The 25,213-nt window shown below is 56.4% G+C and carries 25 protein-coding genes; 10 read left to right on the top strand and 15 right to left on the bottom strand.

Annotated elements, in window-relative coordinates:
* Positions 1 to 42: 42 nt before the first annotated feature.
* Genes R0137_RS16760 through R0137_RS16745 form a run of 4 tightly spaced genes read left to right on the top strand, consistent with a single transcriptional unit; the run spans position 43 to position 2,622 of the window.
* Positions 43 to 315 (top strand): hypothetical protein, encoded by a 273-nt coding sequence (locus tag R0137_RS16760; protein WP_407327558.1) that lies wholly within the window; start codon positions 43 to 45, stop codon positions 313 to 315.
* A complete protein-coding gene (locus tag R0137_RS16755; protein WP_407327557.1) occupies positions 312 to 1,631 on the top strand; it encodes a dicarboxylate/amino acid:cation symporter in 1,320 nt (439 codons plus the stop codon). Before R0137_RS16760 ends, R0137_RS16755 begins: the two co-directional genes overlap by 4 nt.
* Positions 1,632 to 1,640: 9 nt before the next feature.
* Positions 1,641 to 2,291: an MBL fold metallo-hydrolase gene (locus R0137_RS16750; protein WP_407327556.1), complete on the top strand. Its 651-nt coding sequence runs from the start codon at positions 1,641 to 1,643 to the stop codon at positions 2,289 to 2,291.
* Complete coding sequence (locus R0137_RS16745) at positions 2,284 to 2,622, top strand: DUF2288 domain-containing protein (protein ID WP_407327555.1); 339 nt, start codon at positions 2,284 to 2,286, stop codon at positions 2,620 to 2,622. The genes R0137_RS16750 and R0137_RS16745 overlap by 8 nt, the downstream gene beginning before the upstream one ends.
* Before the next feature lie 8 nt (positions 2,623 to 2,630).
* Here R0137_RS16745 and R0137_RS16740 read toward each other — a convergent pair whose 3' ends face one another.
* From R0137_RS16740 to R0137_RS16675, 14 genes are all read right to left on the bottom strand, one after another.
* Complete coding sequence (locus R0137_RS16740; protein WP_407327554.1) at positions 2,631 to 4,394, bottom strand: amidohydrolase; 1,764 nt, start codon at positions 4,392 to 4,394, stop codon at positions 2,631 to 2,633.
* Positions 4,395 to 4,481: 87 nt separating this feature from the next.
* Positions 4,482 to 5,927, bottom strand: a complete 1,446-nt coding sequence (locus R0137_RS16735; RefSeq protein ID WP_407327553.1) for a M48 family metalloprotease — start codon at positions 5,925 to 5,927, stop codon at positions 4,482 to 4,484.
* Positions 5,917 to 6,579: a hypothetical protein gene (locus tag R0137_RS16730; RefSeq protein WP_407327552.1), complete on the bottom strand. Its 663-nt coding sequence runs from the start codon at positions 6,577 to 6,579 to the stop codon at positions 5,917 to 5,919. Before R0137_RS16730 ends, R0137_RS16735 begins: the two co-directional genes overlap by 11 nt.
* Positions 6,576 to 7,259 (bottom strand): hypothetical protein, encoded by a 684-nt coding sequence (locus tag R0137_RS16725; protein ID WP_407327551.1) that lies wholly within the window; start codon positions 7,257 to 7,259, stop codon positions 6,576 to 6,578. The genes R0137_RS16730 and R0137_RS16725 overlap by 4 nt, the downstream gene beginning before the upstream one ends.
* Positions 7,231 to 8,226, bottom strand: coding sequence for a VWA domain-containing protein (locus R0137_RS16720; protein WP_405270722.1), 996 nt, complete (start codon positions 8,224 to 8,226; stop codon positions 7,231 to 7,233). Before R0137_RS16720 ends, R0137_RS16725 begins: the two co-directional genes overlap by 29 nt.
* A gap of 11 nt (positions 8,227 to 8,237) precedes the next feature.
* Complete coding sequence (locus R0137_RS16715) at positions 8,238 to 9,332, bottom strand: VWA domain-containing protein (RefSeq protein WP_405270720.1); 1,095 nt, start codon at positions 9,330 to 9,332, stop codon at positions 8,238 to 8,240.
* 12 nt (positions 9,333 to 9,344) lie between these two features.
* Positions 9,345 to 10,643, bottom strand: a complete 1,299-nt coding sequence (locus R0137_RS16710; RefSeq protein WP_407327550.1) for a hypothetical protein — start codon at positions 10,641 to 10,643, stop codon at positions 9,345 to 9,347.
* Positions 10,643 to 11,443 carry a MotA/TolQ/ExbB proton channel family protein gene (locus tag R0137_RS16705; protein WP_407327549.1) on the bottom strand — a complete coding sequence of 267 codons (801 nt, stop codon included), beginning with the start codon at positions 11,441 to 11,443 and terminating at the stop codon, positions 10,643 to 10,645. Before R0137_RS16705 ends, R0137_RS16710 begins: the two co-directional genes overlap by 1 nt.
* A 9-nt stretch (positions 11,444 to 11,452) precedes the next feature.
* Positions 11,453 to 11,716 carry a hypothetical protein gene (locus tag R0137_RS16700; RefSeq protein ID WP_407327548.1) on the bottom strand — a complete coding sequence of 88 codons (264 nt, stop codon included), beginning with the start codon at positions 11,714 to 11,716 and terminating at the stop codon, positions 11,453 to 11,455.
* Between the two features lie 4 nt (positions 11,717 to 11,720).
* The gene (locus R0137_RS16695; protein WP_407327547.1) at positions 11,721 to 13,781 is read right to left on the bottom strand and encodes a PEGA domain-containing protein; all 2,061 of its coding nucleotides are present in this window, start codon (positions 13,779 to 13,781) and stop codon (positions 11,721 to 11,723) included.
* Positions 13,781 to 15,319, bottom strand: coding sequence for a hypothetical protein (locus R0137_RS16690; protein WP_407327546.1), 1,539 nt, complete (start codon positions 15,317 to 15,319; stop codon positions 13,781 to 13,783). The genes R0137_RS16695 and R0137_RS16690 overlap by 1 nt, the downstream gene beginning before the upstream one ends.
* Before the next feature lie 15 nt (positions 15,320 to 15,334).
* On the bottom strand, positions 15,335 to 16,465 hold the full coding sequence (locus tag R0137_RS16685; RefSeq protein ID WP_407327545.1) for a hypothetical protein: 1,131 nt from the start codon (positions 16,463 to 16,465) through the stop codon (positions 15,335 to 15,337).
* Positions 16,466 to 16,557: 92 nt separating this feature from the next.
* The gene (locus R0137_RS16680) at positions 16,558 to 18,084 is read right to left on the bottom strand and encodes a hypothetical protein (protein ID WP_407327544.1); all 1,527 of its coding nucleotides are present in this window, start codon (positions 18,082 to 18,084) and stop codon (positions 16,558 to 16,560) included.
* On the bottom strand, positions 18,065 to 19,339 hold the full coding sequence (locus tag R0137_RS16675) for a hypothetical protein (protein WP_407327543.1): 1,275 nt from the start codon (positions 19,337 to 19,339) through the stop codon (positions 18,065 to 18,067). The genes R0137_RS16680 and R0137_RS16675 overlap by 20 nt, the downstream gene beginning before the upstream one ends.
* A gap of 161 nt (positions 19,340 to 19,500) precedes the next feature.
* Between R0137_RS16675 and R0137_RS16670 the strand changes: the two genes are divergently transcribed.
* The 3 genes from R0137_RS16670 to pdxH are packed head-to-tail and all read left to right on the top strand — an operon-like array spanning position 19,501 to position 21,095.
* Complete coding sequence (locus tag R0137_RS16670) at positions 19,501 to 19,800, top strand: hypothetical protein (protein ID WP_407327542.1); 300 nt, start codon at positions 19,501 to 19,503, stop codon at positions 19,798 to 19,800.
* A 50-nt stretch (positions 19,801 to 19,850) separates the two neighbouring features.
* Entirely contained in the window at positions 19,851 to 20,417 is a 567-nt protein-coding gene (locus tag R0137_RS16665; RefSeq protein WP_407327541.1) for a DUF4136 domain-containing protein, read from the top strand.
* A 33-nt stretch (positions 20,418 to 20,450) separates the two neighbouring features.
* Entirely contained in the window at positions 20,451 to 21,095 is a 645-nt protein-coding gene (gene pdxH / locus R0137_RS16660) for a pyridoxamine 5'-phosphate oxidase (protein WP_407327540.1), read from the top strand.
* Between the two features lie 35 nt (positions 21,096 to 21,130).
* On the opposite strand, the gene R0137_RS16655 is transcribed toward pdxH, so the two are convergent.
* Entirely contained in the window at positions 21,131 to 22,414 is a 1,284-nt protein-coding gene (locus R0137_RS16655) for a CinA family nicotinamide mononucleotide deamidase-related protein (RefSeq protein WP_407327539.1), read from the bottom strand.
* Positions 22,415 to 22,576: 162 nt separating this feature from the next.
* Between R0137_RS16655 and R0137_RS16650 the strand changes: the two genes are divergently transcribed.
* The 3 genes from R0137_RS16650 (at position 22,577) to R0137_RS16640 (ending at position 25,212) form a co-directional block, all read left to right on the top strand.
* A complete protein-coding gene (locus R0137_RS16650; protein WP_407327538.1) occupies positions 22,577 to 23,359 on the top strand; it encodes a ParA family protein in 783 nt (260 codons plus the stop codon).
* A gap of 130 nt (positions 23,360 to 23,489) precedes the next feature.
* Positions 23,490 to 23,999: a GAF domain-containing protein gene (locus R0137_RS16645; protein ID WP_407327537.1), complete on the top strand. Its 510-nt coding sequence runs from the start codon at positions 23,490 to 23,492 to the stop codon at positions 23,997 to 23,999.
* Between the two features lies 1 nt (position 24,000).
* On the top strand, positions 24,001 to 25,212 hold the full coding sequence (locus tag R0137_RS16640) for a transglutaminase domain-containing protein (protein WP_407327536.1): 1,212 nt from the start codon (positions 24,001 to 24,003) through the stop codon (positions 25,210 to 25,212).
* The last annotated feature ends 1 nt before the right edge of the window (position 25,213 follow it).

Here is a 25,213-nt window from a genome sequence, read left to right as displayed (position 1 = left end):
CAATGGTGCTACCCTTGCAGCCCTTTAAGTGTCGGATAAATCATGCGTTTTTCCTCGCCTATCAGTGTATTAACGCTGGCAGTTGTCGCCGCCGTATCTACGGGTTGTGCGACGCCGGCGGAACCTGTCGCTCCGCTGGTTACCTCCTGTGAAGCACCTCGGCCGCAAGTCTGCACGATGATCTTTGCTCCGGTTTGTGCCACGAGCACCTCTGGAGAGTTGTCGACCCACGCCTCTGGCTGCAACGCCTGTGCTGACGACCAGGTCGTAAGTTATGTCGATGGCGCCTGTGAAGAAGAAGGAAACTCTCTATGAGCCTGACCAATCGGATTCTGCTGGGTATGGCCGCAGGTATTTTACTGGGCTCCCTCCTCAATCTCATCGGACACGGGAGCGCCGTGGACGGCACCCTCAAAACCATTATCGATGATTGGTTGGTGGGCGGGCTGTTTGACGTGATCGGCCGCATTTTCGTGGCGTCCTTAAAGCTGCTGGTCGTACCGCTGGTGTTTGTGTCCTTGGTCTGTGGTTCCAGCTCCCTCGGTGACAGCGCACGGATGGGCCCGATTGCCGGTAAAACGCTGCTTTTCTATCTGGCGACAACCGCGATCGCGGTGTCTGTGGCCTTGGTTGTCGCGGTGTTTATTGGTCCCGGAAGCTCGGTACAGCTTGATACCAGCGCAGCTTTTGTCGCGACGGAGCCACCGCCCTTGAAAGAAGTGCTGGTGAACATCTTCCCGGCTAATCCCATCAAGGCGATGGCGGATGGCGAGATGCTGCAAATCATCGTATTTGCTCTGCTATTTGGTTATGCGCTGTCTCAAGCAGGAGAAGCAGGCCAGCGAATGGCGTCCTACTTTAACGATCTCGAAGCGATCGTTATGAAGATGGTCGGCGTGCTGATGGCCTTCGCACCTTATGGTGTTTTTGCTCTGCTTGGTCGGCTTTTCGCCGAGATGGGTCTCAGTGCGATCCTTGATCTTGGGGCGTACTTCCTAACCGTGCTGGGCTTGCTGATTTTTCACGGCACAGTGACCTACGGGCTGATCCTTAAAACCTTGACGGGGCTGCCACCTCGGGTGATGTTAAAGAAAATGCGCTCTGTATGGGCTTTCGCTTTTTCTACGGCATCATCGGGAGCGACCCTGCCCATCACGCTACGCACGGTTGAGAAAAAGCTTGGGGTGCATAACTCCGTAGCGGGATTCACCATACCCTTGGGTGCAACAATCAACATGGACGGCACGGCCATTATGCAGGGCGTGGCGACAGTGTTTATTGCTCAAGTTTACGGCTTTGACCTCAGCATGACTGCGTATATTACGGTGATCCTAACCGCGACCTTGGCGTCAGTGGGAACCGCGGCAGTGCCCGGCGTAGGCTTGATTACTTTGGCCATGGTGTTGGAGCAGGCCGGACTGCCCGTAGAGGGCATCGCCCTGATTATCGGCGTGGATCGTCTTCTGGATATGGTTCGAACCATGGTGAACGTAACCGGCGACGCCACAGCGTCTGTGGTCGTGGCGAAGAGCGAGAAGCAGCTCGACGAGGAGGTGTTCTTTAATCCCAACGCCGACGCGCATCCCGAAGCTCCCGACGCAAAAGCCCCTGCCAGCGTTGCCGGCGTATGAGCGACTGCCATGAGTATTAAAGTCACGATTGTTCCCGTAACGGCCTACCAGCAAAACTGTTCGATACTGAAGTGCGAGACCACCGGAAAGGCTGCCATCGTGGATCCCGGCGGCGACACTGACAGAATTCTTGCTGCGGTAGAGCAATTAGGCGGCACCGTGGAGAAGATCATCCTGACCCACGGGCACATGGATCACTGCGCCGCTTCAGACGTACTCAGGCAGCAGCTGTCCGTTCCTATCGAGGGCCCCCATGAAGGAGATCGCTTCTGGATCGATAAGCTCCCTGAGTGGTGCAAAATGGCCAACTTTCCTATCGCTGAAGCCTTTGAGCCTGACCGCTGGCTGGTGGGTGGAGATACGGTAACCGTGGGCGAGCAAACGCTTAAGGTCTTTCACTGTCCGGGACATACTCCCGGCCACGTGGTCTTCGTGCACGATGGTCAAAGAGTGGCCTGGGTCGGTGACGTTATCTTCCAGGGCTCCATCGGCCGCACAGATTTTCCGCAGGGAAACCACGACGATCTGATTACGAGCATACGCAATACGCTGTTCCCATTGGGGGATGACATCACTTTTATTCCCGGCCATGGTCCCACCTCAACCTTTGGGCAAGAGCGACAAACCAATCCCTTCGTAGCAGACCAACGTTATGGCTGATGTCCCTGAGAGGACCCAGCGTCGAGCGGACTTCCTTGCTCAAACGGCCAGAATTCCCTTTAGCGAGCTGCAGCGGTATTTCGCAGCTGGGCGGCTAATACTGGCAAGCGACGATTTGGATCTCATTGAAGTAGCTGTTCAGCTATCTGAAGATAATGCCGCCCAGTTTGAGCAGTGGCTCAACTCAGGACTGGTCAAGGGTGTCGCTGACGAACAGGCGGCCGCCTGGTTGACCCAGGACGACGCTCTGTGGGCAGTCGTAGCCGATCCCTGGGTATTGGTGCAAGAGCGTAAGGAAGCCGCGATTCCTGAGGAGCACAGCGGCGCCTAAGCCTGCGCTTAGTCTATTTTTGCGGGACGACCCTCGAATACTGTTCCCCAGATAGGAATGTCGCGAAGCTTTTTTACACCTACGGCGTAAGGGTCCTGCTCCAGTACCGTGAAGTCTGCGCGCTTGCCTGCCCGGATAGAACCAATCTCGTCTTCCCAGCCCATTACCCATGCCGCGTCGATCGTGATGCCCCTTAGCGCCGCGTCAAGACTGATACGTTGCTCCTGTCCGGTTGCACTACCATTGATGGTCACTCGGTTGGTAGCCGTCCAGGCGAGAGTTAAGGGCTCCAGAGGGGCCATGGGTGCATCGGAGTGGAGCGCCAGTGGAATACCGGCTCGCTCGACAGAGCCCAGAGGGACCATCTGTGCGCTACGGTCCGGGCCGAGCCAAGCATCGCCATAAAGATCGGACAAGATGTAGTGGTAATAGGGGTTGGCAGAGATCACACCACCCAGGGCACCAAATTGTCGAATCTGTTCTTCCGTTGCGTATGCAAAGTGTTCGAGGGTTAAACGGTGGTCTGGTCGTGGATGCTCAATTTGCAGGGCTTTGAGCATGTCTATGAGAGCCGCTGCGCTGGCATCGCCGTTGGTATGCGCGTGAATCTTGTACCCGGCTTTCCAAAAATGGCTGCCCCAAGCGTTCGTCACGTCCAAGGGCGCCATCCACTGCCCCTCGTGACCATCGAGGTACCCCGGAGGTCCCATCTGCGCCAGTCCACTATAAATAGCTCCATCCATCATTAGCTTGAAGTGCCTGTCTATCATTACTCGATGGGAGTTGCTTTCACGCCAGTGATCAATTTCTTGTTCAGCTTCCGCAGGGCTACGTCCTCGCGCCAAAAAGTCCGTGATGATTGGCGTCATGACGATCCGCAGCGGCGCATCGGTGTCCGCGACCGCGCGCCTGATCAGCGCGAGTTCTTGCTCGGGATTGCCGAAAATACCCGTGCCCATGTCCAGGGCTGTAGTGACACCGCCACGGTGGGCCATAGCGAGAAAGTTTTCCATACCTCCCAGAAACCGCGCAGGCTCAAACAAGAATCCGAGTTTGGGCACTAGCGCTTTTAAGCCGTTTTCCCAGAAGTGTCCCTGTTCCCAGTCCGCTTCGTGAAGATCCTGCACCTCAGCTTCGCTTAGGCCGAGTTCAATCACCGCGGCATCGTTGAGGATGAGCTCGTGAAATGAGCGATGCCAGAGCATTACGGATTGATCGGGAAACCACTCACTGAGTTGTTCGCGGTACACATCGCCATGCCAAAGGGGGTGGTAGCCCCAAGCGATAAAAGGCAGATCACCCTCGTGAGCGTCGACCAGTTTTTTCAGCTTGTCTTCAAACGTCGCAGCATCGAGAGCTCCGGGAAAGCTTCCCGTAGGCAGCTCCCAATCGTCCGGCGCGAGAAAAGGAAACTGCGTAAGCACCGCCGGTAGTGTCGGGTGCACGTGGGGGTCTATAAACCCAGGCGTTAATACCTTGCCTTCAAACTGCGTATCCACGGCAAACTCTGCGAGCGCGGGTGTCTCCTGAAGCTGGGCAAGGCTACCCACGGCAACGACGCGGCCCTCGTTCACTGCAACCGCGGTAGCTACCGGTAATCCCGGATCCATGGTGATGACTTTTTCTGCCGTAAAAATCACCTGCGCTTGCAGCGGAGCGACACACGCCAAGCCAATACTGACCCCTAAGAATAAGGCGCAGCGCATAGCGGATACGGAAGGCTTAGAGGGACGAAAGAGCAGGCGTGCCTGATTATTCACAGGAAAAGACATTGTTGAACTCCGTGCCAAGAGCTGAGATACACGGAGTCTAGCGGTAAAGCGTCGCTAAGCGGTAATGCCCGAGCTTGACCTGGGGGCTTACTGGATGACTTTGATCCAGTCGCCGGTTCGTGGCTCGCCACGAGGGTAAAAGTCGTTGATGAGCCTCAACTGTGCTTCCGCATCGGGTATTCGGGCGCTCGTAGCCAGAGAGCCCACATTGGCTCCTCGGGGTACTTGTATATAGCGCACATAGCGCCCATTACTGGAGCTCTTTTCTTTGGGATGCATTGCTCGAAAGCTCTCGATGAGCGCTCGCAACTGCGGGTCACTTGCAGCGAAGTCAGTGGCGCTACCATCAAACAGGTAAGTGAGGTTTCCGAGATTGAAAACGGCCAGGCGCTTGTCTTTGCCGGCGGCGGCCGCGATAGCGGTATATCCGTCAAGCCCACTTTGTTGCAATGTTTCGCCCGCGCTTAGATCGCCTTTGGCAGAGGTCTCTAGTACTGCCTGGGGCGTAGCCGCGGGATCTTTCCTGCGTAGGGTGATCGTTAGACTTGCACTCCCATCGGGCGCCGCCGCCACAACCGATTGCGAACTGGTGGTGACTGACCAGCCTTCGGGCTGTTCGATCGTGAATCCCAGTTTGTTGTGATAGTAGCGATCATCGGCGCGCTGGCCCTCAACGCTTTCACCCCAAACAAGACCGTCTGTCACTCGGCGGAACTCCCCCGGCTCCTCGGGGCTCTCGATATAGGTGCCATCATCTAATTCATTGGCTGCCCGGATGACCGTTTGTAAGCGCTTGTCATTGCGAGGGTGGGTCGCATACAAGCCGTGATACGTGGTGCCGCTTTTACCGGCAGCCTTGGCCTTCAGGCGCATGAACTGTTCCTGGTTCTTTAGCACTCCGATGACGTCTAGCAGAGCTTCGGGCTCGTAGCCCGCCTTGTACATGTACTCGGCACCGAGACCATCAGCCTCGAGTTCCATGTCACGGCCGTAGCCGCTGATCACTTCGGCGCCGTACATATTAGAAGCCTCGTAGACCGCGCTACTGCCAGTGAGGACGTAGGCTGTTGTGGACAACACTTTACTGGTGGTGCTCGCGGTTTTTCTGCGACCGTGATGCCGGGCTGTAACGTGCGCAATCTCGTGGCCGATTACGCCCGCCAATTCTGCCTCGCTGTTCAGATAACCAATGAGACCTCGATTGACGTAGATAAAGCCGCCAGGGGTCGCAAAGGCGTTGATCTCTGGAGCGTCAATGATAGAGAAGGTGAATTTGCGATCGGGCATGTCGCTTTCCGCGACTAGTCGCTGCCCAATTTTCTCAACGTAAGCTTGTAATTCCGGGTCTTCGTAGAAAGCGCCTTCTTCCAGGAATTTGTTGTACATTTCCTGACCGGTTTCCCACTCACTGTTAGATCCCGATAGCACTACGGAGGTACCTCCCGTAGCCGGGTTGACCGCGCAACTGGATACACCCCCAAAGGCTATCCCCAGAGTGGCAAGGAGTAAGAGGCGTTTAAGTCTAGTGTTCACTGGACAAGAACTGCAGCAATTGATCGCCCAGACCGTCACAGGCGGTACCTTGAACCGGAGCAATAATAGGAATGGGGACCACCACAGCGGGCATATAAGACTGGCCGCTGGTGCTGGCGTTTAGACGGCCTACTTCGGCCTTATCCGTAAAGTCCCAAATGGTGGCCTCATAGTCCGAGGCATTTCCCCAGGTGCCAAAGCCAAAGCAACCCGCGCCTCCGGGGCCCACACCACAGGTCATGGAGCCGGCGGAATTGGTTTGCACGGTGCTGCCGTCGACCCAGATCATGTACTCGAGCTTGAGGTTAGCGAGCTGTTCGGCCACGGGTTTCTGCTGCACCAGGCGGTCAATATCCGCGGGACGCAGAGGTGCGGTCCGCGGCTCAAACCAAGGATAGAGCGTATTGATGAACTCGATCTCGTCAATGATCTCAATGGTCGAGTCCCGCGCGACTACGTGATCGGCGATGCATTCAATAAAGTCAAATTCCGTTTCGTAGTCGCTCGCATGGCGACGCCCCAGGATGACTACGGTAGCGTCTCCGATGCCTTCTACCGGCTCGTTAAACACCATTTCGTCTACGGTGGATGTAACGCAGCCGGCGAGCGTAACGCTCAGTAACAGCAGGACGATGGCCCGTGCGGTATTCATAGTGATGCCACCGGGGAGCTCTCCTGCTCCAATTCCTCGAGCCACTGCGCGACTTCGGGGACCTTTCTGAAACTGGTAATGAAATGGGCACCCGCGTCACGAAGGGCTACCACGGCGGCGAGATTTACAGCCGCTTCATCGCTCTGTAAGAAGGCGGTCGGAGTTTTGCCGTAGGCTGTCATAGTCCACTCGGCGATGGGTTCACCGTTGGTGGTAACCAGCTGGAAGGCGTAACGCATCCAGATTTCATACACCTTGACGTTGGTGTGCGCGGGGATGGCATATTGCAGTTCGTCCACCCGGGGGATCAGTACCGCATCGACCACGGGGTTCATTTGCTCCGGTGCCGGTTCGCCATCCATTTTTGTGACATCGACAAACATGTTGTTGAGCAGCTGGCCCCACATAGCCACCTGTGCCTCGCCGGTTTTTACTATCCAGGTGGAGTCTGCGCGACCTTTGGCCTCATCAAAAAACTCGTGGCCTTCAAACTCAGGCTCGTACCAAACGCCCAAATTCACCTTTAACGGTTCCATGAGCGGAGGAGGGAAATTGCCGGTAACTACAACTTCTTTGGTGCCACAGCTTGCCAGTAACAGGGACGCCAGGACGAGTCCCCCCCATGAGATGAAGCGGCGTGCGTAGTAGCTGTCAGGGCCTGAAGTCATTGAGTCCGACAAACGTGCCTCCGTTACGATAGGTCAGCTCACGCATGAGCGCAGCAAAGCGTATTCCGGTTGTTTGTAGATTAGCTGCCCGAATAAATTGTACGGGAAACCCTACGGCATGGATTCGTACCAATCGTTGGCCATCGGTGGCTTCGCGATTGATTCGTTCGACAGTGTCCACTACGTTGCCGATAGAGTCTCCGGTAAATTCATCCCCGAAGACATAGATACTAATCTTTTTCTTGGGGTCGTAAAAAGTGCGTATTGCAGCGGTTATACCTTCGACGGGAGACGAGTTGCTGAAAACGTTCCAATTTCGGAGGTTCTGCATGATCACTCTGCGCCGGCCATCAGTATCAGGGATCCATTGCCCCCGATAACGACTGAACATGTAGTTACCCATGTCATTCATAATCTGAATGCCTTTCACATTCGGATAGATGTTCAGTGTGGCATCGATTTCCTGCATCATCCGATCCCAGGCATACGAGAACATCGACCCCGAGGTGTCGATCACGAAGATGATGTACTCGCTGTCAACGGGAATACCCCCGATGAGGTTGCTGGTGACCTCCAATCCTGCAAGGAGCCGCTTTTGTTCTGCAGTCAGTGATTGTCGTGCAATGGCGAGCTGCTCAGTAATCACAGAGTTTGTATTCGTCTCCACCTGCAAACTATCGTAGCGAGACTTGGTGGACGCTAGCTGTCCGCGCAAAATCGCAATACGTTCCTTGTACTCTGACAGCTGTTCCTTCCGGGCGTTCAAATCCCTGTTTAGAAACCGAGTTTCGCCGCGAATCTCAAAAAGCTGCTCCTGCAAATCGGCGACGAGTCCCTCAAGGTTAACCGTGGATGCTTCGATGATCTGCGGCTGCACAGTCTTTGTGATCATGAGCAGCAGAATCACCGCGCCAAAACCACAGCAGATAACATCCAGGAACGAGAGCGTGAATTCGGACATTTCGCGACGTTTACGCATATTCTCTCCTCCTAGGGCCAGTCACTGGAAGGACTCATAAACGAGCCGCGAGTGCTTTGGGCAAGCTGCCAGAATTCGGAGGCGGCGAGGGGATCTCCTTCCATGGGAGCAAGTATGATGTTTACGGGCACGTTAGCAGGGAGCTTACGCACGGCCTCGCGATAAAATCGCTGACGCTGGTTGCCGCTAACCGTGGATCCTCTCGGTGGGTTGGCACCCTGGGTGGGGAGGCCGTCTGTGATCAGAAAAATGTTGTCCGGTATGGGTGACAGGGTCTGCAGGTAGTCGAACACGTTTTCCAAGCTCGTACCGCCTCCGGGGGTAATCTCCCTTAGCGCGGTCGACATACCCTCAAGCTGGGCCTGGTCGGCAACCTCCAACCATTTGCCGGCGGTGCCGGGTAACGCCGGCTGTGCCTTGGTATTGAACGTGATGACTTGATATTCACTGCCCACGGGTAGCTGTGACGTTAACCAGTCCATGGTGTTGAGTGCTCGGACCCACTTCTCAGCTGTTCTTTGGAGCACCGGGTCCATATTGCGCAGACGAATAATGTTCACCACGCGATCCGCCAGCATGCTGGCCGAGGTGTCAAGTAAAATGGCGATGTTCTTGCCGCCAAGATTCAGGCCTGTGAGGTATTGGCGATTTCCGTCACCGACAAAGCTTCGCGCGCTCTTGCCGCTTTCTTCCTCGGCGGCCTCCCGAAGCTTTTTGACCTCTTCCTCTAAGGACTGAACCTCGGCTTTTAGCTTCTCTACGGCTTCATCTTCGCTGACATCTTCGGGGATCAGAGCCGCGACGAGCGCCTCGTATTCCTCAACCTCATCGATGATTCGTGTGGCCCTGCCGTCTGCCTCGACGATCTCAAGATTGACTTCGTCGAGGGTATTACGGAGTACCACCAGGCCTTCTTCACCCTCGCGGATATCTTCTTCCAGCATGTTGACCTCGGAAAGTAGATCAACGTTGAGCTCTTTTGACTCCACGACGATGGAGTGATCAATGATCAGGAATACGAGGATCACCGCGCCGAATCCACAGGACATAATGTCCAGAAACGACAGGTTGAAGGTCGTGAAGCTTCGTTTATTGCGCTTGGCCACGGCTAGTCAGCCTCAGTCCTGCACGTCTATCAGGCGTCCGTGCCCCGCTGTGCCCAAAGAGAGCGTATCGCCGAGTACCAGCGGTTGCTGGGGCGTGCTGGGCATTCCATTGATGAGAGCGCCCTCGCCGTGCAAGGTCCAGTGGCCATTTACATTCTTTAGCGAGAAACCCCCAACTAGCGGGACCTGTTCGCCCCTCAAGGGCATTGCGCGGGTGCCCATCAAAATATGGGTGGCCTCATCCGCAGCAGGCATTGCCGGAGCAGTCGTCGTTTCCGGAGTTGATTCCGTGTTTAGGGCTTCTCGCGCAGACTCTGTGTTGACCTCTGGTGCAGCGCCCGAACTGGCGGTCAAGGGCAATTGGTCCACCAGGTGTAGATCTTCTCCTGATAGTTCAATGTGCTCTCGGTTCGCGGTAAAGGCGTCCCAAAGAGCATGGGCTGCAAGCGTGCGGGCCTCGCCTTTGAGAGCCTCCATGCCCGGAAGCAGGTGCAATTCCGGATCGAGGAACACCGGGATGTCTACCGCCGGCTTAGTCTGCTCGAGACCCTTAATGAGACGCTCACTGGCACCGGCGAGGGCGCTGGCCGTTACTCGGCTGCGATGGCCATCGATGTCGACACTGGCCTCGCCCCGTTGGCGCAGCGTTGCGAGAATGTCTGGAAGCTTGTTGTAGAGATCCTGCTCACTCTCGGCACTACGTCTTGGATCATAACGAGTCTGTTGGATAAAGGCGCTGGCGATCGCTGACACGCAGCGTTCCTGAAGTGCCAGCAAGCCGCAGGCGGGCAGCGGCGTGCTTCGCACTACGCGGATGGTCTCGTTCTCCACGATCAATTCGTTGATGATGGTCTGATTGAGCTGGCTCTCCAGGTGTATGGCTTTGCCCGCCCGCAGAATGTCGGGATTGTTACTCGCGATGAGTACGCTGCGGCTCACCAGGCCTGCGACGGTGAAATCGCTGGCCTGAGCTACGCCCAAAAGCAGCGATAGCTGCTCCTTGGGCATGCTGTCGGGCACTGCCAGAACCAGGGCCGCCGGCGCGCCTGCAGTCGCATGAATATGACGCAGGTGGGAGTGCACGAGATCCGCAGTATGGCGCGCAGCGCCAAGTGCTGGCTTTAGCGGTTGGGTGCTGAGCTGCCACCAAAAGCGGCTGTTACTGTCCCGGGGTCGTAACCGTGACTGCTCCAAGGCGACTTGTCCGAAGTGATATTCACTACCTTCGAGCACTACAAAACCCGGGCTATGCAGTGCCGTCCCTTCTTGCCAGAGACTAATCTGCGTATCGCGACAATCAAGAATAGCCATCAGTCGTTAGCGACCAGGAATCGAAGGAGGCGGCTGTCTGCATAGCGTTGACCATTCAGAACCAGGCGTTCCTGAGCTAGTTGCAGTTGGTGCAGACAGAACATAATGATGATGGAGAGTACGAGTGCCACGAACGTACTGTTAAAAGCGACGCCGAGGCTGACGGTTACGCCGGAAATGTCGCCCTCTACTGCTTTGTAGGCTTGACCCAAAGCATCACCGATACCGCGAACAGTCCCGATAAACCCGATTGAAGGAATAGCCCAGGCGATATAGCGAACCATGGATAGCTCGGAATCGAGACGGTCAGATTCGATATCACACTGCTCGCGAATAGCGTCGGAGACCGCGGGTATGCTTTCAGTGGTGGCGAAGCGCTGAAGCGCTGAAAGCAGTGTCCTTGGCAGCAAAAACCCTTGTTTATCGTCCGGAAGTGCTTCGATAGAGCGACTGTACTGGCGAGCGTCTTCCGGCAGCACACTGGTCCCCTCGGGAATTGAGAGGAGCTCTTCTTCCAGAAGCTTCTGCTCTTTCATGTTCATGCGGCCCTTGTAGCCCATGATCGAGAGTGCCCAGATCAGCAGAATGAAGCAGGCCTCCTGTTCGAAGTCACGGATCACCACGGCCAGACTGCGCTTTGGTACAACCTCTTCTCCCGCGAGCTGTGCCGCCATCTCTGTGGCCAATTGGTCGTCGGCGCTGGGGCGAATCACGGCTACGTACATGGCATGTACAAGAATTATTGCCGTGAGTAAGGCAAATAACTGGAACATAAACTCGGAGGAGAGGCTGTTCTTCATGGAGTTTTCCTAGATGTCGACGGGGAAGGCAACGGAGAGATCTTCAGAGATCTGTTCTGAGGCTTCGTAGTCTTCGGACGGTTGATTGGCAGGCTCGGCGGTGACCGGTTCCAGTGTTACGTCTGGGTCGCCGGCCTCCTCAGGGGCTTGCTCGGTTGAGGTTTCCGGTTCTGCAGGCGGCTGGGCTACAGCGACATAGTTGATCGAGATGGAGCTACCTAGCAGCAAGAGAAGGCCGCCTAGGTATTTCGTGACTGAGGTTTTTAGCTGCATGGTTTTACTCCGCATAGCGGGCGATTCGAAATCCTACGTCATCTCGTCCCGCCTGCCCATAATCTCGATAAGACAAGCGAAGCTCAGGGAGTCGCCCGAGGGCCCAGCTTGCTCCGCGAATAACATAATTATCGCCGCGCTGACCCCCGAGAGGATCCGTTTCGACAACACCACTGGATGTCGGGATGGTGTAAACATCGTGAATCCATTCCGATACGTTGCCGCCAAGGTCAAAAATACCGCGCTCGTCTGCGATGAAGCTGCCTACAGGAGCGCTGACTACATAACCATCGTTATAACCGTTAAGCACCCGTCCCGTGACGTAGGCCGAGCTGTTGTCTGCGACGTTCTCCGCTACTTTTTTGGGTGGGAAGTCGTCGCCCCAGGTAAATCGCTGGAGTTCTTCACCACGAATTCTTGCTACCCACGCCCACTCGGCTTCGGTAGGCAGGCGATAGCCAAGGGCGTCGGGGTTAAATCCAATGATGATCCCCTGCTGTTCCTGATAAAAGGGAGTCAGTCCCTCGCGAGTGCTGAGCCAGTTGCAAAACGAAGCGGCTTGCTGCCAGCTGATCTGCGCTACGGGTTGGTGTTCACGATTGAGGCTGTTGCCCTCTATCTGCCCTGAATTGTGAGATGCCTGAAACTGCCGGAACTGGGCGTTGGTGACTTCCTGATTTTGGAAATAAAAGGGACGCTCCAAGCGAACAGGGTGAAGGACTTCGTTTGCTCTGCGCCCCGGGTCTCGTCGCGACGCACCCATAGTAAATTCGTTTCTCGGTGAATCCAGAGGGTTCATCAGGGTTAGGGTCTGACCCAAAGCGGTGGTTATTGTCGGTGTGAGGCGTGCCTTACGAGCAGCTTCCGGTGTCAAAAGCGTAAGCTCTATAAGCTGTTCAAGGCCGGGCCGTGGAGTGACGCTGCGCTTGCTGCTCTCGTAGCCGTCCAGGCGAGCTTCGATACGTTGAAGGACCGCGGGCAAAGAGAGCGTTTGACTGCCGCTTCCCACAACTTTGCCGTTGACCAGAAGCTCAGCTTCGGGAGGACTGACTTTTACTAACACATCGCCCAGCAGAGGTTTGAGACTGATTTTGCGCTCAAGGCTCGCTCCTGCCTCCATACGAAGTGTTTGGCTGGCGCGGCGATAACCGGCTCGCGAAAGGCTCACGCGGTGATCCATGTTGGGTTCCAGTTCCAACTCAAGGGGCGTTTGCCCCGCGAATTCACCATCAACGCTGACGTTCGCACCACTGGGGGTGCTGCTGAGCGTGAGCACGCCCGTGGCCGGTGTGAGCACCACTGTGCCAAGCTCTTGTGCAATACCAGCCTCCGCAGTCAGCGGAAAACTCTCGCTAGCAAAACCCGGCAATACCAGCGTTACTTCGTGGTCGCCTTGGAGTACTTCAAAAGTACCCGGCGTGGCGCCCTGCGGCTCTCCATCGAGGAGAAACTGCGCTCCAGCTGGTTCGGTGGTGATACTGACGTCAGCCCACGCGGGATCCAGCGATAGATCCAGCCTCTGCTGAACGTTGCGGCCCGTCACGTCGATAGTCTGAGTCAGGGGTATGTACCGAGGGTACTCGAGAACCAAGGTTCTGGCGCCGGCTTCTAGGGGGAGATCCGTGAGAGGCGTTACACCTACGACTTCCTCATCCACGGTCAAGCTTGCACCGGCAGGGGTGCTGGCGATGGTCAGTCGACCGGGGAGTGGCTGAAGTATCACTTCTTGACGCTGGGTAGCATCCCGAGACACTTCAATATCACTTGTATAGGGATGGTAGCCGGGCGCGGTAACGCTCAAAGAATAGGTGCCCGAGCGCAACAGGAACCTATCCCCAAATGGCAGTACCAATCCCGCAAGGTCGAGGCTGGCTTCTTCTTCTGCGACGACGGAAATTTCCAGAGAGCGGGCCGTGAGTAAAAACCACAGCGCCATCACGAAAACCACTATTGCGACCACTAGCAGCCAGCGGGAGGCGGGAATACGAGCCTTTACAGTAGCCGCTGTAGGGTCAAGGGGCTCAAACGCCGCCGCCTGAATACTTTCCGGTTTGCGGTCGCTCATTAAATGGCCTCGTTACAAGCGACATACACGGGGGAACTACTCCCGGGCACTACGGTGAACACAACGCGTACATCGCGATAGCCCCGGCGTGATCCGACTGCGGTGTATTTCCCTGGGCGTAAATTAAGCTGCTGGCTCTCGAAGAGGCCCAGACGTGCGACCTTGTAAACCGTCACTTCGGTAAGGCCGTCAGAACTAATACTCACCGGAAGGGGGGTGCTGGCAACGCTAAGCACCTTCTCCGCAGCATCGATCTGGGCAGTGAGGCGGGGACCAAGCCCGTCCAAAGATCTTGCACGGGTAACTGAGCTCTGCGCTTCTCGAAGGATGGCGTCATCCACAAGTCGTTCCGGTTGCTTCACGATGGCTGAGAGTTCTTTGTCGGCTTGAGCACGGGGTTCGGCAACCGCTAATCCCTCCCGTGCGAAGCGCAGACTCTGATCAATGGCAAGGGCTTCCTCAAAAACCTTGATGGCAGCACTCCAATCCTCCTTGCCCAGTAGGTCATCGCCGCGCGATTGCAGGCGCTGCAGCGTTGCCGCGGTTCGCGCGGTGGAGAGTTCCTGTAGCGCAGCGGCGGCCTCTGAGGAGCCAGGATATAGGGAGCCTGCTCTCTCAAACCGTTTCTGCGCCGCATCGAAATTGGCACTATCAAGTGCCGCGTAGCCTTCAGACATGGCAGCGTTAAAGCGCTGCTCCGTGAGGGCTGACTGCAAACGGACGAGTTCTTCTTGTACCCGTTGATGGACGCTGTCGCTGTTCGCAGCGCTTTGCATGGATTTCACCGCGGACGATAGATCCCCAGATGCTTCGGAGTCTGTGGCTGCAGAAACATCCTCTATAACCGCAGGGAGGACATCTAGCCTTTGCGCAAGACCGGCCGTCTCCGGTGCTCCTGGTTCCAGCTTTTCTGCCAATGCCAACGCTGCGGCTGCCCCGTCAGGCTCAAAGCCTTCGATGGCATCTGTCGCGGCTGCAATCTGGGCTTCGAAGCGCTCGGGCAACGATTGCTCCAAAGCCAGGGCTTCGGTCAGCGCCTGCTGATACTGCTCTATAGCGCCGTCAAACTCGCGCTCTCGATAAAGTTCGTCCCCGCTTAAGGCTTGGGCGGCGATGCCTTCCATGGCCTCCGTAGCCCACTCTTCAGCGCCACGATCAGTGAGATTCTCCTGAACATCTAAAAGCTCTGCGAGGAGCTCCTGCGCTTCGGACCGAGCTTTGGCTGCTCGAGCGTCAGCAAAGGGCGAGGCAAGAGGAGCACTGTCTTTGGCGCTTGCGTTTGTTGATGCTTGAGTAGGGGTAGAGCCATTCGTTGGTGCTGTAGCTGGCGCGCTGGCCGCGCCTTGGGCTTCGTCATCATCTTGAGAGTCCACCCAGCTGGGTAGGATAAAAACGACGACTAGCGCCAATACACCCAGCCCGCCGAATGCGGGTAGGAGCCAGCCGGGTTTGCTATCCGAGGCCACGGCTGTGCTCGGCGCGGCGGTTTCCGGTGCGTCAAAGGGGGTGGGCTGAACCCGCTGGTACTGCTCTGTCACTGATGATGCTTCCGACTAGTTTTGGATGGGGGTGTCGGACGCTGGGGGTGCGAGTTCACCGATCTCGTTGCGGTAGATTTCTGCGAGGACCTCACGCCACTGAGCATACTGATCATCGACACTACCACTGATCATTACAGTGCGGTCCTCGAGTTCAATAACCTGAGGCGTGATTTCCGCTTCCAGGGACTGCCCTATCTCTTCAAGTGCTTCGACATGAATTTGCGCCTCGGCGCGGCTTTCCAATCCGCTCTTTAATAGATAGCCGCCCCCAATGATCGCGACATTGCCTGCTGCCCGGGCGCTGCCATCGCCACTGCCCGCTGCGGCAATGCCCGCAATAATCGCGGCACCACCGGCGATGAGTTGTCGCGTGCTTTCGCGCTTCAGTTCCTGATAGGCAATAACTTCTTCGTAGCTGAGTTTCCGCCACTCCTGATAGGGACCAAACATTTCTTCTGAAAAGCCGTTGTAGTAGGTCTGCAGGGTATCCACGAAAACATGGTCTCGTTCTCGGAGCATGCGTACTCTCTCCAGCATGGGATCATCTTCCGAGGGCAGTCGCACGACCAGCTGCTTACCTTTACGGGTTTTATCGAGGTAGCCTTCGAAGGCCTCCGTCGAAAAGCTCTGCGCAAACAGTAGCTCGGAGACCGTGCGTATCTCTTTGCGCTGCGCTGTCGGCAGTTCATCAAAAAGTCGTACGAGATCGTTTGCTATCTGATGGTACACCGCTTGAAAAGGGTCGTAGCTGGAGCGAGTTTTGGTGTCGTAAGCGTAACGACTGGCGTTGCCTTCGTAGACTCTATCGAGCCATACGTATTCCCGAGAGTCCTGGGCGACAACTTTCAATTCAAGCGTTTCACCGTCCGAGTGTAAGATGGTGCCGCTGATCATTAAGTCGGTGATTCGATCTTCGTTCGGAACGACTCTAACCGCGCCCCAGGCGCCGGAGTTCTGCAAGACTTCAGCTAACAGTTTCGGAATATAGCGCGCTTCGGCACGACGCACTTCGGGATACAGGCGCTCATCCTCGTCCGCAAAGTCGATGCCCGGATCGAAGATGGCGACCGCTACGTCCATGAGTTCGTTTTCGGGTACCGTTTGGGCGGGCGCCTCCAGCGTCGGAATAGACGTGCTCTTCACTGTCTGGCTTACGCATCCAGCAAGAGCCAGACTCAAACTCAGAAGCGTCAGGCATTTCAGCCGCGCGGGAGCGATATTGGTTAACAGCGATATCACGGTTGCTTGATGCCTTTGTACTTACGGTATTCAACCCAGAGCTTTTCTCGCACTTCCGGGTCAGGCTCGCGCATAGCGGCTTCCCGTAGCTGCCTTGCCACTACGTCGTCGTTGTTTCCGTTGGGTATGTCGGCTGGTGGGGGGTACTTGGCCGTGTTCTGGGGAATACTGCCACCCCCGCCGCTGGCGCCGCCCATGCCGCCGCCAACGCTGTAGCTGCCACCGCCCATTTCTCGCCCGTAGCCTTCATCGGCTTCACCACCACCGGCTCCGCCTCCCGCAGACGCGGTTTGAATAGGTTCGACAGGCTGCTGACGGCTTGCTTCTCGCTGCGCGGCCTGCTCTTCAAGAATCATGGCGTCGAATTCACCCATACCACGCTCGAGTTCGGCGTCAAGAATCGCCACTTGCTCAGCGGGAGTGAGGGGGCCCTGACCTGTCGGGAAACGCCCATAGGTGCCTGTGCCCGTGGATCCATCGCCGGCACCGCTATTGCCGCCGCCTTGTCCGGTACCGCTTGCGCCTCCTGCAACTTCACCTGCGCCCTGCGCGCCGCTTCCACTGGTGCCCATGCCGCCCGGAATTCCTGGAATTCCCGGTATTGCTATCGAGCCCTGAACGCCGCCTGCAGATCCGCTGGCGCCTCCAGCCTCTTGGCCGCCGGCAGAGCCAGAAGAGCCTGACGGCTCGCCCATACCGCCACCGCCTGAAGCAACGGACTCCTCATCTTCCATGCTGGGGAGGGCGTCGCTGCCGCCGGAGCTATCTTCAAATCCAGGCTCGCCACCTCCTGCGTTATCTCCACTGCCCCCATCACCAGCATCGGCCGTGCTCTCAGAGCCGGAACTACCACCGCCGGACTCATCTCCCGAGCCCGCTTCGGCGGCACTGGATTCGCTGCCCGCTTGGTCGCCGCTCTCACCACTCCCGCTACTCTCACCGTTATCACCACTCTGACCGCTGGCGGCAACTTCGGCCCCCGGGGCTTCACCGCTGGGAAACTCGCCCATATCTCTGGAGACATCGCCACCGTTTTGGAGATCGCCTTCCGTGGAGCCACTCTCGGCTGATTGCTCAGAGGAAGCGGTGGTTTCAGCGCCGGATTCCCCAGCCTGCTGGTCACTCTGAGAGCCCTCGGCGCTGCTCGGGCTTCCCGGCGACTGGGCTTGGGAAGAGCTGGACTGGCTTTGGCTGCTCTGTGACGAGGGGCTACTTGACTGACTGCTGCTACTTGATTGACTACTGGAGCTACTGGAGCTACTGGAGCTACTGGAGCTACTGGAACTGCTAGAGCTACTGGAACTGCTAGAGCTACTGGAAGAGGCAGAGCTCGGAGAAGATGAGCTGCTCGGTGGCGGTGTGCTTGGTGACGGCATCGAGGGGGTTTGTGGCGTTGTGGGATTGCTCGCGCTAGGGCAGCCGGTTAGGAGTAGGCAGGCCAGCAGCGACGCCAGCGGCAACTTTGCCGGCAGACTCAGCGTCTGCAGCCCTTTGATTTGCTCTTCACCACACGGAAATGTCATAAGCCCAGCGCAACCCTTCTGTATCAACCGGCAAACCATCGTCAATGCGTGGCCGGAAAGGTGTTCGTTTAAGCCGGCTTATCACGTCGCCCGCTTTCATATCGTTTTCAACGTTGTCATCGAGGCGGACGACGTTCACCACCCGTCCTCGGTCGGAAACTCCGAATTCTAGCAGCAATCGGCCTCCCTGCTCGTCTACGGGCTCCGGGAGGGCACGAACTCCCATAAGCCCGGGGAGTGGTTGGGGGGAACCTAGCAGCTCTCCTCGTAACTGTTGGGCAGCTTCTCCCTCTGCAAGTTCCCCGTAAAGTTCACCATAGGTCTCCAGAGCTTCGTTGCGTTTGCCGTGCCAGAATTGCCAGTCTCCCAACATGAGCAGCATTTCGGCAGAGTCTTCGAGCGTACCGTCGTTCTGCGCGGTCTCAATATCGTAAATTGCGCGAATCACTGAGCTGCCCTGTTTATAACTCTGGCTGGCGTAAGCAATCTGCCGAGACTCCTCGTCACCGTAAATCCCTCCAGTGCGAAAACGGCCGTTGGTAGTCTCTCCTACAAAACCACTGAGTAGGTATTGGGCTCGCAGCATTCCATAGAGTGGCGGAAGTAGCGTTGGCGATGTTTCTCCATCGATTTTGGCAAACTCCGAGAGCGCATAGCGATAGAGGCTCCACATATTCACCAGTCTGGCGAAGGGGTCTTCTCCAATGCCGGCTTCGTAGGCCTGTCGCTGCCACAGGGCGTGTTGCATAAGTGCTTGGCCGCGGGTCACATCCGAGAGCGTTTTCGCCTGCACTCGGTAAAGGTAACGTTGCCGTTCATCCGCTTCCGACAACGCGCCCATAGCGATGTGGCTGGCGATCTCGCCTTGTAGTAACGATAGCTGTCTGCGGCTATACAGGCCCTCGTTGATGCGAGAAAGGTGTATGCCCCGTTTAAACACTTTTACCGCTTGCTCGTGGTCACCGTTTCTCTGCAAGGCCAGGCCCAGCCCCAGCAGATCTTCTGTGAGTCCGGGGGCAAAGGCCCCATCGCTACTCTCCATTTCTTGAATACGCTGCGCGTAGGCGCGCACGTCGCTCATTAGGGACTCTCGAGCTACGTCCTCACGCTCCAGCGCGCCGGTATCTGATTGCTGGGTTTCCAGCTCCGCCGCGCTTGCGACGATAGACAGCCAAAGAAGTCCTGCAACCAGCAGCAGGCAAACGCTCGCGGTATTCAAGGCCTTGGAGGGCGATTGCTGATCTGTGTAACTCATCATCTCCTCATTTGAAAGGATCTCAGTGTCTACCAACTACTCTACGTACTATAGCCTTTTGCGGCTCATCCGAAGGAACAAAAGCCGCTGAGATGCTCATTGGGCGTTAACCCCGCTTGATGGCAAAATGCAACAGAAGCTTCCGCGCGGCAACAACTTCCATGAGCAAACTATACGACGAGATTAGACAGCGATTGACCCGGCAGTTCCAGCGCGTCGCAGAGGGCGACGATATACCCCCCGCTGCGCGGTTTCGCCTTGAAGGCCTCCTGGAGGCGGCCGTTATTAGTCAAGAAGCTGATAAACCGGCGCTTCAAGCGCTTTTGGCAGAGCGCCACGTAGCCATTCTGGGCGACACACTGGAAGCTCGGTTGGGGGAAGACTGGGAGCGTTGGCACCCGTTTCCGGAGATTCCAGTGTTTCTAAATCGGGCGCCGGTATCTCCCTCGACCAGCGATTGACTATACTGACGAGCTCTACGTTCAGTTTTATGATTTTGGGAGTAAGTTTGATGGGTTTCATGCTACGTACCGCTGCCTTGTTCCTGCTGGCAGGCATCATGAGCGGTTGTGCCAGTACTGCTTTGGAAGCAGTCAGCGATTTTGACGCTGATTTCAACTTCGGCGCAGTGCAGCGACTGGCTATTTTGCCCATCGATAGGACTTCCGCCGCTGAGAAATTAATCAGCGATCTGCAGGTAGATCGAATAAATGATGCATTGACGATCGAATTGCAGGCTCGCGGTTATGAGGTTGTGAGCGACCGAGACGCGGCTGATGTTTATCTCGCGTGGCATTTGGTTACGCGCGAGAAGACAGATATCCGTTCCTACAACGCTGCCAGTGCTTATAACTGCTGGCGTTGTGGCCCGCCGGTATCCGACGTTAGTGTGCGGCAGTACGTAGAGGGGACGTTCATAGTGGATCTCATTGATCCTGCTCGGAATCGATCTGTGTGGCGATCGACTATCCAGTCGACGCTGAAGAGTCAGCCGGACCCCAAAGACGCTGCGCAAAATCGCGCAATGGCTGCAAAAGCTGTGCTTTTGCCATTCCCGCCCGAGACGAGTTCGCCCTAAGCGGGAGAGGTTTCGGGTCATGGGCTATACCGAATGAGTGGCAATTTCGAGAGCTATCGACGGGAGTACACCGCGGGCGGCCTCACGGCCGCGGATTTGCCCGATTCCCCTTTCTCCCAGTTTGAGCGTTGGCTTGAGCAAGCGGTAAATGCGGGACTTTCGGATCCAACGGCAATGGCTCTATCGACCATTGATGAGGATGGGAGGCCCTGGCAGCGCATTGTTTTGCTCAAAGGGCTCTCGGAGGCCGGTTTTGTGTTCTACACGAACTTTGGCTCTGATAAGGCCGAGGCAATCAGCGCCAACCCTAATGTTTCTCTGTTGTTTCCCTGGAACGAGCTTGATCGACAGGTCATTGTTGGCGGGACCGCAAAACGTATGAGTTTTGCGGAATCAGCGGCCTATTTTTTGTCCCGACCGCGGGAGAGCCAGATCGCCGCCTGGGCTTCGCGACAGAGTCGGCCTATCGCCAAACGCGCGCTTCTTGAGGAAGAGGTACGAAAACTCCGCAATAAGTTTGCAGAGGGTGAAGTGCCTGTGCCGGATTTTTGGGGAGGGTATCGCGTTCAGCCAGAACGCATCGAGTTTTGGCAGGGGGGCGAACACCGACTTCATGATCGTTTTCGTTACCAACTCGATGGCCAGGGTGTGTGGAGCCTTTCGCAGTTACAGCCGTAGGGTCTTCACCCTTCGACCTTCAACCTTCGATGCTTCTAGCGCAGACGTCGCTGATCAAAGTAACTGGATTGCTTGTCAATACCGGCAAGCCTTCGCCGGAGTACATCCAGCGCGGCAGCGGCCACCATAGTTTGAAACAGCACGCGCTCCACGGGCCAACACAGACAAACCGTTTCTACTCGCTCTCGATCGCCCCAAGCTAGCCAAACGGTGCCTAGGGGTTTTTCTTCGCTGCCACCGCCGGGACCTGCGATACCAGATACAGCTACCGCCAAGTCAGCACCAGAGGCATCGAGGGCACCGGCGACCATGGCTTTGACCGTAGCTTCACTGACGGCGCCGTCAGATTCCAGGGTCGACGCAGGGACGCCCAGAACCGATTGCTTGAGAGCGTTTGAGTAAGTCACGAAGCCTCCGGGGAAAACGTCGGAAGCACCGGAAATTTGCGTCAGCATGGAGGCGATCATCCCGCCGGTGCAGGACTCAGCGCAGCTCAGCGTGACGCCGGCTTTCCGCGCAAGATCAATGACAGCCTCGGCAATACGTGTGTCTCCCTCGCCGATGATGTGATCGCCAAACAAAGATTCCATCCACTGACGGCAGGTATCTCTGAGACCCTTATCCTTGGCGCGAGTGATGCTGAGCTTTAGCTCCAGTTGCGGTGCGCCCGCCCGAAAACTCAGTACCACTTCGCTGGGCCAGTCCGGGTGCTCGTCCATGAGCAATTGCTGCGCTGTGGACTCTCCGAGGCCAAAGGTTTGTAGCCGCAAAACATCTTTTTGCAAAGTGATCCCATAGATCTCTCGCAAGCGCTCCAGAATCTCCGGTAGCATGGCGCGCAGCTCCCCGGGTACCCCCGGAGTACACAGTACAAGGCAGCCGTTGACCACCAGAGAAAAGCCCACGGCACTGCCCACGGGATTGGGGATGAGCGTGCAGCCTTTTGGAAGCATGGCTTGCTTGAGATTGGCCGCGTTTAAAACCAGGTTGCGTTTTTTGCACCATCGCTCGAGATGATCCAGAGCATCTGGATGCTCCTCCAGGCCACTATCAGCGACCTCGGCCAGTACCTCAGCAGTTAAATCATCGATAGTTGGGCCCAGGCCGCCGTTGACGATAAGTACGTCCGCGTCCTCTGATAAGGTCGTCATTTCCTGCGCCAGGGCCTGTCGTTCGTCACCCAGAGTTACGCGTCTGCTGGGAGTGAGGCCGAGTCCCGAAAGCTCTCGAGCTATCAGGGCTGAGTTCGAGTCCACTGTGTCACCGCTCATCAACTCGTCTCCGGTGAGTAGGAGCTGTACCCGAGGGATGTTTGTCATGGCGCTCTCCAGCAGAAGTTTTGAGGGAGCGCAAAATAACACAGGCAATTCAGTCAACGGACTGTTGCGGACTTGAAAAGCTAGCGTTGGCGGCTGACAGTCTGCTTGGGCTTGGCTAAACTGCCTGCCCTTTGCGGATCATGGATTCAAACGGGAGTGGTGATGAAGCGAGTGGTGTTCAATCAGAAGGGCGGCGTTGGGAAGACCAGCATCACCTGTAACCTCGCAGCGATAGATGCCAGTCTTGGACGTAAAACGCTCGTTATCGATCTTGATGTGCAAGGCAATACTACTCACTATTTGGTCGGGGAGATTGATGCTGAGGCGTTTCCCGCGGAAGCTCAGGGTGTGTCCGGCCTCTTTAAACAGACTGTCGGCTCTCGGCGTATGAGCCGCAACCCAGATGCCTTTGTGTGGGAAACACCCTACGAGAATCTCTTTCTCATGCCATCTAGCCCATTGCTGTCCGAACTTGAGCGTGAACTTGAGGCTCGCTATAAGATCTACAAGCTACGAGACGCTCTGCTAAAGCTTGAGAGTGAGTACGATCGGATTTACATCGATACGCCACCAAACTTTAATTTCTATTCAAAATCGGCACTGATCGCAGCAAATAGCGTCCTGATACCGTTTGATTGCGACAGTTTTGCTCGCCAGAGTCTCTACGCGCTGATGGACAACATTGCTGAATTGCGCGAGGACCATAATGAAGACCTTGCAGTCGAAGGTATCGTTATCAACCAGTTCAACAGTCAGGCAAGATTACCGGGGGAACTGGTCGCAGAACTAGAGGCTGAGGGTTATCCGGTAGTTTCAACCTTTCTTAACAGCTCTGTAAAAATGAAAGAATCGCATTACCTACATCGCCCTCTTATTGATCTTGCGCCGTCACATAAGCTCACACAGCAGTACCTCGATCTGCATGCCGTGTTAGACAAAGGCTAACTCAGTCGCGTCTTTGCGGGTTCAATGCCTGTTTCTGGCCGTGCAGCGATAGAACACCACGATCATGCATGGTTTACGGAGTCTCTGAAGTGAGTTGGCGATCGGGGCTGGGTTGTACCATACTCGAGGTATGAACGAAGTCGCTAAGCTTGGCGCGGCAATAAAAACAGAGCCGCGACTATCAGTTTCCGAGGCCCGTCAGCAATTGGCCGGCTTGCTATCGGGTGAGTATGACCTGGTGGCCAATGCTTCTAATACCTCTGCGTTTCTCAATACCTTGTTGCCGGACATCAATTGGCTGGGATTTTATTTTCTAAAGGACGATGAATTGGTTTTGGGGCCCTTTCAGGGAAACCCCGCCTGCGTGCGCATTCCGGTGGGCCGCGGTGTTTGCGGTACCTGTGTGGCTTCTGGTGAAACTCAACGGGTGGACGATGTGCACGCCTTCCCTGGTCATATTGCCTGCGATGTCCGCTCACGTTCCGAGTTAGTCGTCCCGATCCGGGCTGACGGCGAGGTGATTGCGGTGTTAGACATAGATAGCCCTTCTACGGACCGCTTCAGTGAGGACGACCAAAGCTACGTCGAGGCCTTAATCGACGAATTCACCTTGCACCAGTTCGGGCGAGAGGGGCGCTAAAGTGCTTCGGCGTGCCTCCCTTCAGTTCGTGGTTTTTTCGTCCAGTGCAGTGACGGCCGTCGGGCGCATGATTTTGCTTGCGTGCACTGCACTGTTTCTCGGGGCCTGCGCCACCGGACCAAAGTGGGCTTTTGATGTGCGTGATGTCCCGCCATTGAAGTTGGATGGGCAGATTTACACTTACGACCAAGAAGGTTCGTTAGCGGATGATCCTGAGATTTTGATGGTCACCGAGGAGATGCGCGATTTTGTCGAACTCTACACCGGTGAGTCCAACAACGCGCACAACAAACTTATGGCTCTGCATCGCGCGATCAAGGGGCAGGGTGCCCTGGCTATGCAGTATGACCCCTTTGCTGATGGCACAGCCCGAGATGCCTTTGAACGCGGTACCGCAAATTGCCTGAGCTATGCCCATATGTTCACTGCGTTGGCTCGCGAGGCTGGGCTTAATGCCCAGTATCAGTGGATGGAGGTACGGCCCGAGTGGCATCGTATGGGAGACAGGGTTGCAGTACGGCTCCACGTAAACGTGCAGGTCAAGATGCGCGACACCACCGAGTACATGGTCGATATCGATCCTCTTAATCGCAATGAAGTGGCGGGTGCCCGGCTCATGAGTGATGCCGAAGGCTTTGCCCTCTACTACAACAACCGGGCCATGAATGCTCTGGCTGTGGACCGTCCGGTTATCGCCTGGCAGCAGTTGGTCCGAGGGCTCGAAGAGGCGCCTGGTTTGTCTCAGTTATGGGTGAACCTTGGTGCGATTTATCGCTACGCAGGGCAGTATGCGGAAGCCGAACAGGCGTACTTTCACGCCCTGGAGATAGACGGCAGTGATCGATCCGCAATGAATAACCTGGTGGTGCTGTACGAGCTGCAGGGCCGCGGTAAGGAGCAGCACTACTGGGAAGACCGCCTTGAGCGATACCGGAGTTTGAATCCCTACTACCATGCGAGCCTTGGTGATGTCGCGATGGAAGAGAAGGATTGGGAGCAGGCTTACGAGCACTTTGCCCGCGCTACGAAGATGCAACCTGATGATGGGCTGCTCATCTATAGTCAGGGGCTGGCGGCTCACGAGCTGGGGAATGACGAAGAGGCGGAGCGTCTTATTTCCCAAGCGATAGAGCGCGCTTCCTTTCAGGTAGAGAAACAACGCTACCGTGTGCAGCTAAAAATCATTCGTGAACAGCAGGCTGCGGCGCTCTGAA

It is taken from the genome of Congregibacter brevis (assembly GCF_045689245.1).
In the GTDB taxonomy this organism is placed as follows: domain Bacteria; phylum Pseudomonadota; class Gammaproteobacteria; order Pseudomonadales; family Halieaceae; genus Congregibacter; species Congregibacter brevis.
The sequence above is the reverse complement of the archived record's forward strand: the minus strand, read 5'-3'. Positions and strand labels throughout refer to the sequence as shown.

Excerpts from the sequence above, each read along its gene's own strand:
- R0137_RS16760 (WP_407327558.1), top strand. The coding sequence starts at position 43 with ATGCGTTTTTCCTCGCCTATCAGTGTATTAACGCTGGCAGTTGTCGCC.
- R0137_RS16755 (WP_407327557.1), top strand. The coding sequence starts at position 312 with ATGAGCCTGACCAATCGGATTCTGCTGGGTATGGCCGCAGGTATTTTA.
- R0137_RS16750 (WP_407327556.1), top strand. The coding sequence starts at position 1,641 with ATGAGTATTAAAGTCACGATTGTTCCCGTAACGGCCTACCAGCAAAAC.
- R0137_RS16745 (WP_407327555.1), top strand. The coding sequence starts at position 2,284 with ATGGCTGATGTCCCTGAGAGGACCCAGCGTCGAGCGGACTTCCTTGCT.
- R0137_RS16740 (WP_407327554.1), bottom strand. The coding sequence starts at position 4,394 with ATGTCTTTTCCTGTGAATAATCAGGCACGCCTGCTCTTTCGTCCCTCT.
- R0137_RS16730 (WP_407327552.1), bottom strand. The coding sequence starts at position 6,579 with ATGAATACCGCACGGGCCATCGTCCTGCTGTTACTGAGCGTTACGCTC.
- R0137_RS16720 (WP_405270722.1), bottom strand. The coding sequence starts at position 8,226 with ATGCGTAAACGTCGCGAAATGTCCGAATTCACGCTCTCGTTCCTGGAT.
- R0137_RS16710 (WP_407327550.1), bottom strand. The coding sequence starts at position 10,643 with ATGGCTATTCTTGATTGTCGCGATACGCAGATTAGTCTCTGGCAAGAA.
- R0137_RS16705 (WP_407327549.1), bottom strand. The coding sequence starts at position 11,443 with ATGAAGAACAGCCTCTCCTCCGAGTTTATGTTCCAGTTATTTGCCTTA.
- R0137_RS16700 (WP_407327548.1), bottom strand. The coding sequence starts at position 11,716 with ATGCAGCTAAAAACCTCAGTCACGAAATACCTAGGCGGCCTTCTCTTG.
- R0137_RS16695 (WP_407327547.1), bottom strand. The coding sequence starts at position 13,781 with ATGAGCGACCGCAAACCGGAAAGTATTCAGGCGGCGGCGTTTGAGCCC.
- R0137_RS16680 (WP_407327544.1), bottom strand. The coding sequence starts at position 18,084 with ATGACATTTCCGTGTGGTGAAGAGCAAATCAAAGGGCTGCAGACGCTG.
- R0137_RS16675 (WP_407327543.1), bottom strand. The coding sequence starts at position 19,339 with ATGAGTTACACAGATCAGCAATCGCCCTCCAAGGCCTTGAATACCGCG.
- R0137_RS16670 (WP_407327542.1), top strand. The coding sequence starts at position 19,501 with ATGAGCAAACTATACGACGAGATTAGACAGCGATTGACCCGGCAGTTC.
- R0137_RS16665 (WP_407327541.1), top strand. The coding sequence starts at position 19,851 with ATGGGTTTCATGCTACGTACCGCTGCCTTGTTCCTGCTGGCAGGCATC.
- pdxH (WP_407327540.1), top strand. The coding sequence starts at position 20,451 with ATGAGTGGCAATTTCGAGAGCTATCGACGGGAGTACACCGCGGGCGGC.
- R0137_RS16655 (WP_407327539.1), bottom strand. The coding sequence starts at position 22,414 with ATGACAAACATCCCTCGGGTACAGCTCCTACTCACCGGAGACGAGTTG.
- R0137_RS16650 (WP_407327538.1), top strand. The coding sequence starts at position 22,577 with ATGAAGCGAGTGGTGTTCAATCAGAAGGGCGGCGTTGGGAAGACCAGC.
- R0137_RS16645 (WP_407327537.1), top strand. The coding sequence starts at position 23,490 with ATGAACGAAGTCGCTAAGCTTGGCGCGGCAATAAAAACAGAGCCGCGA.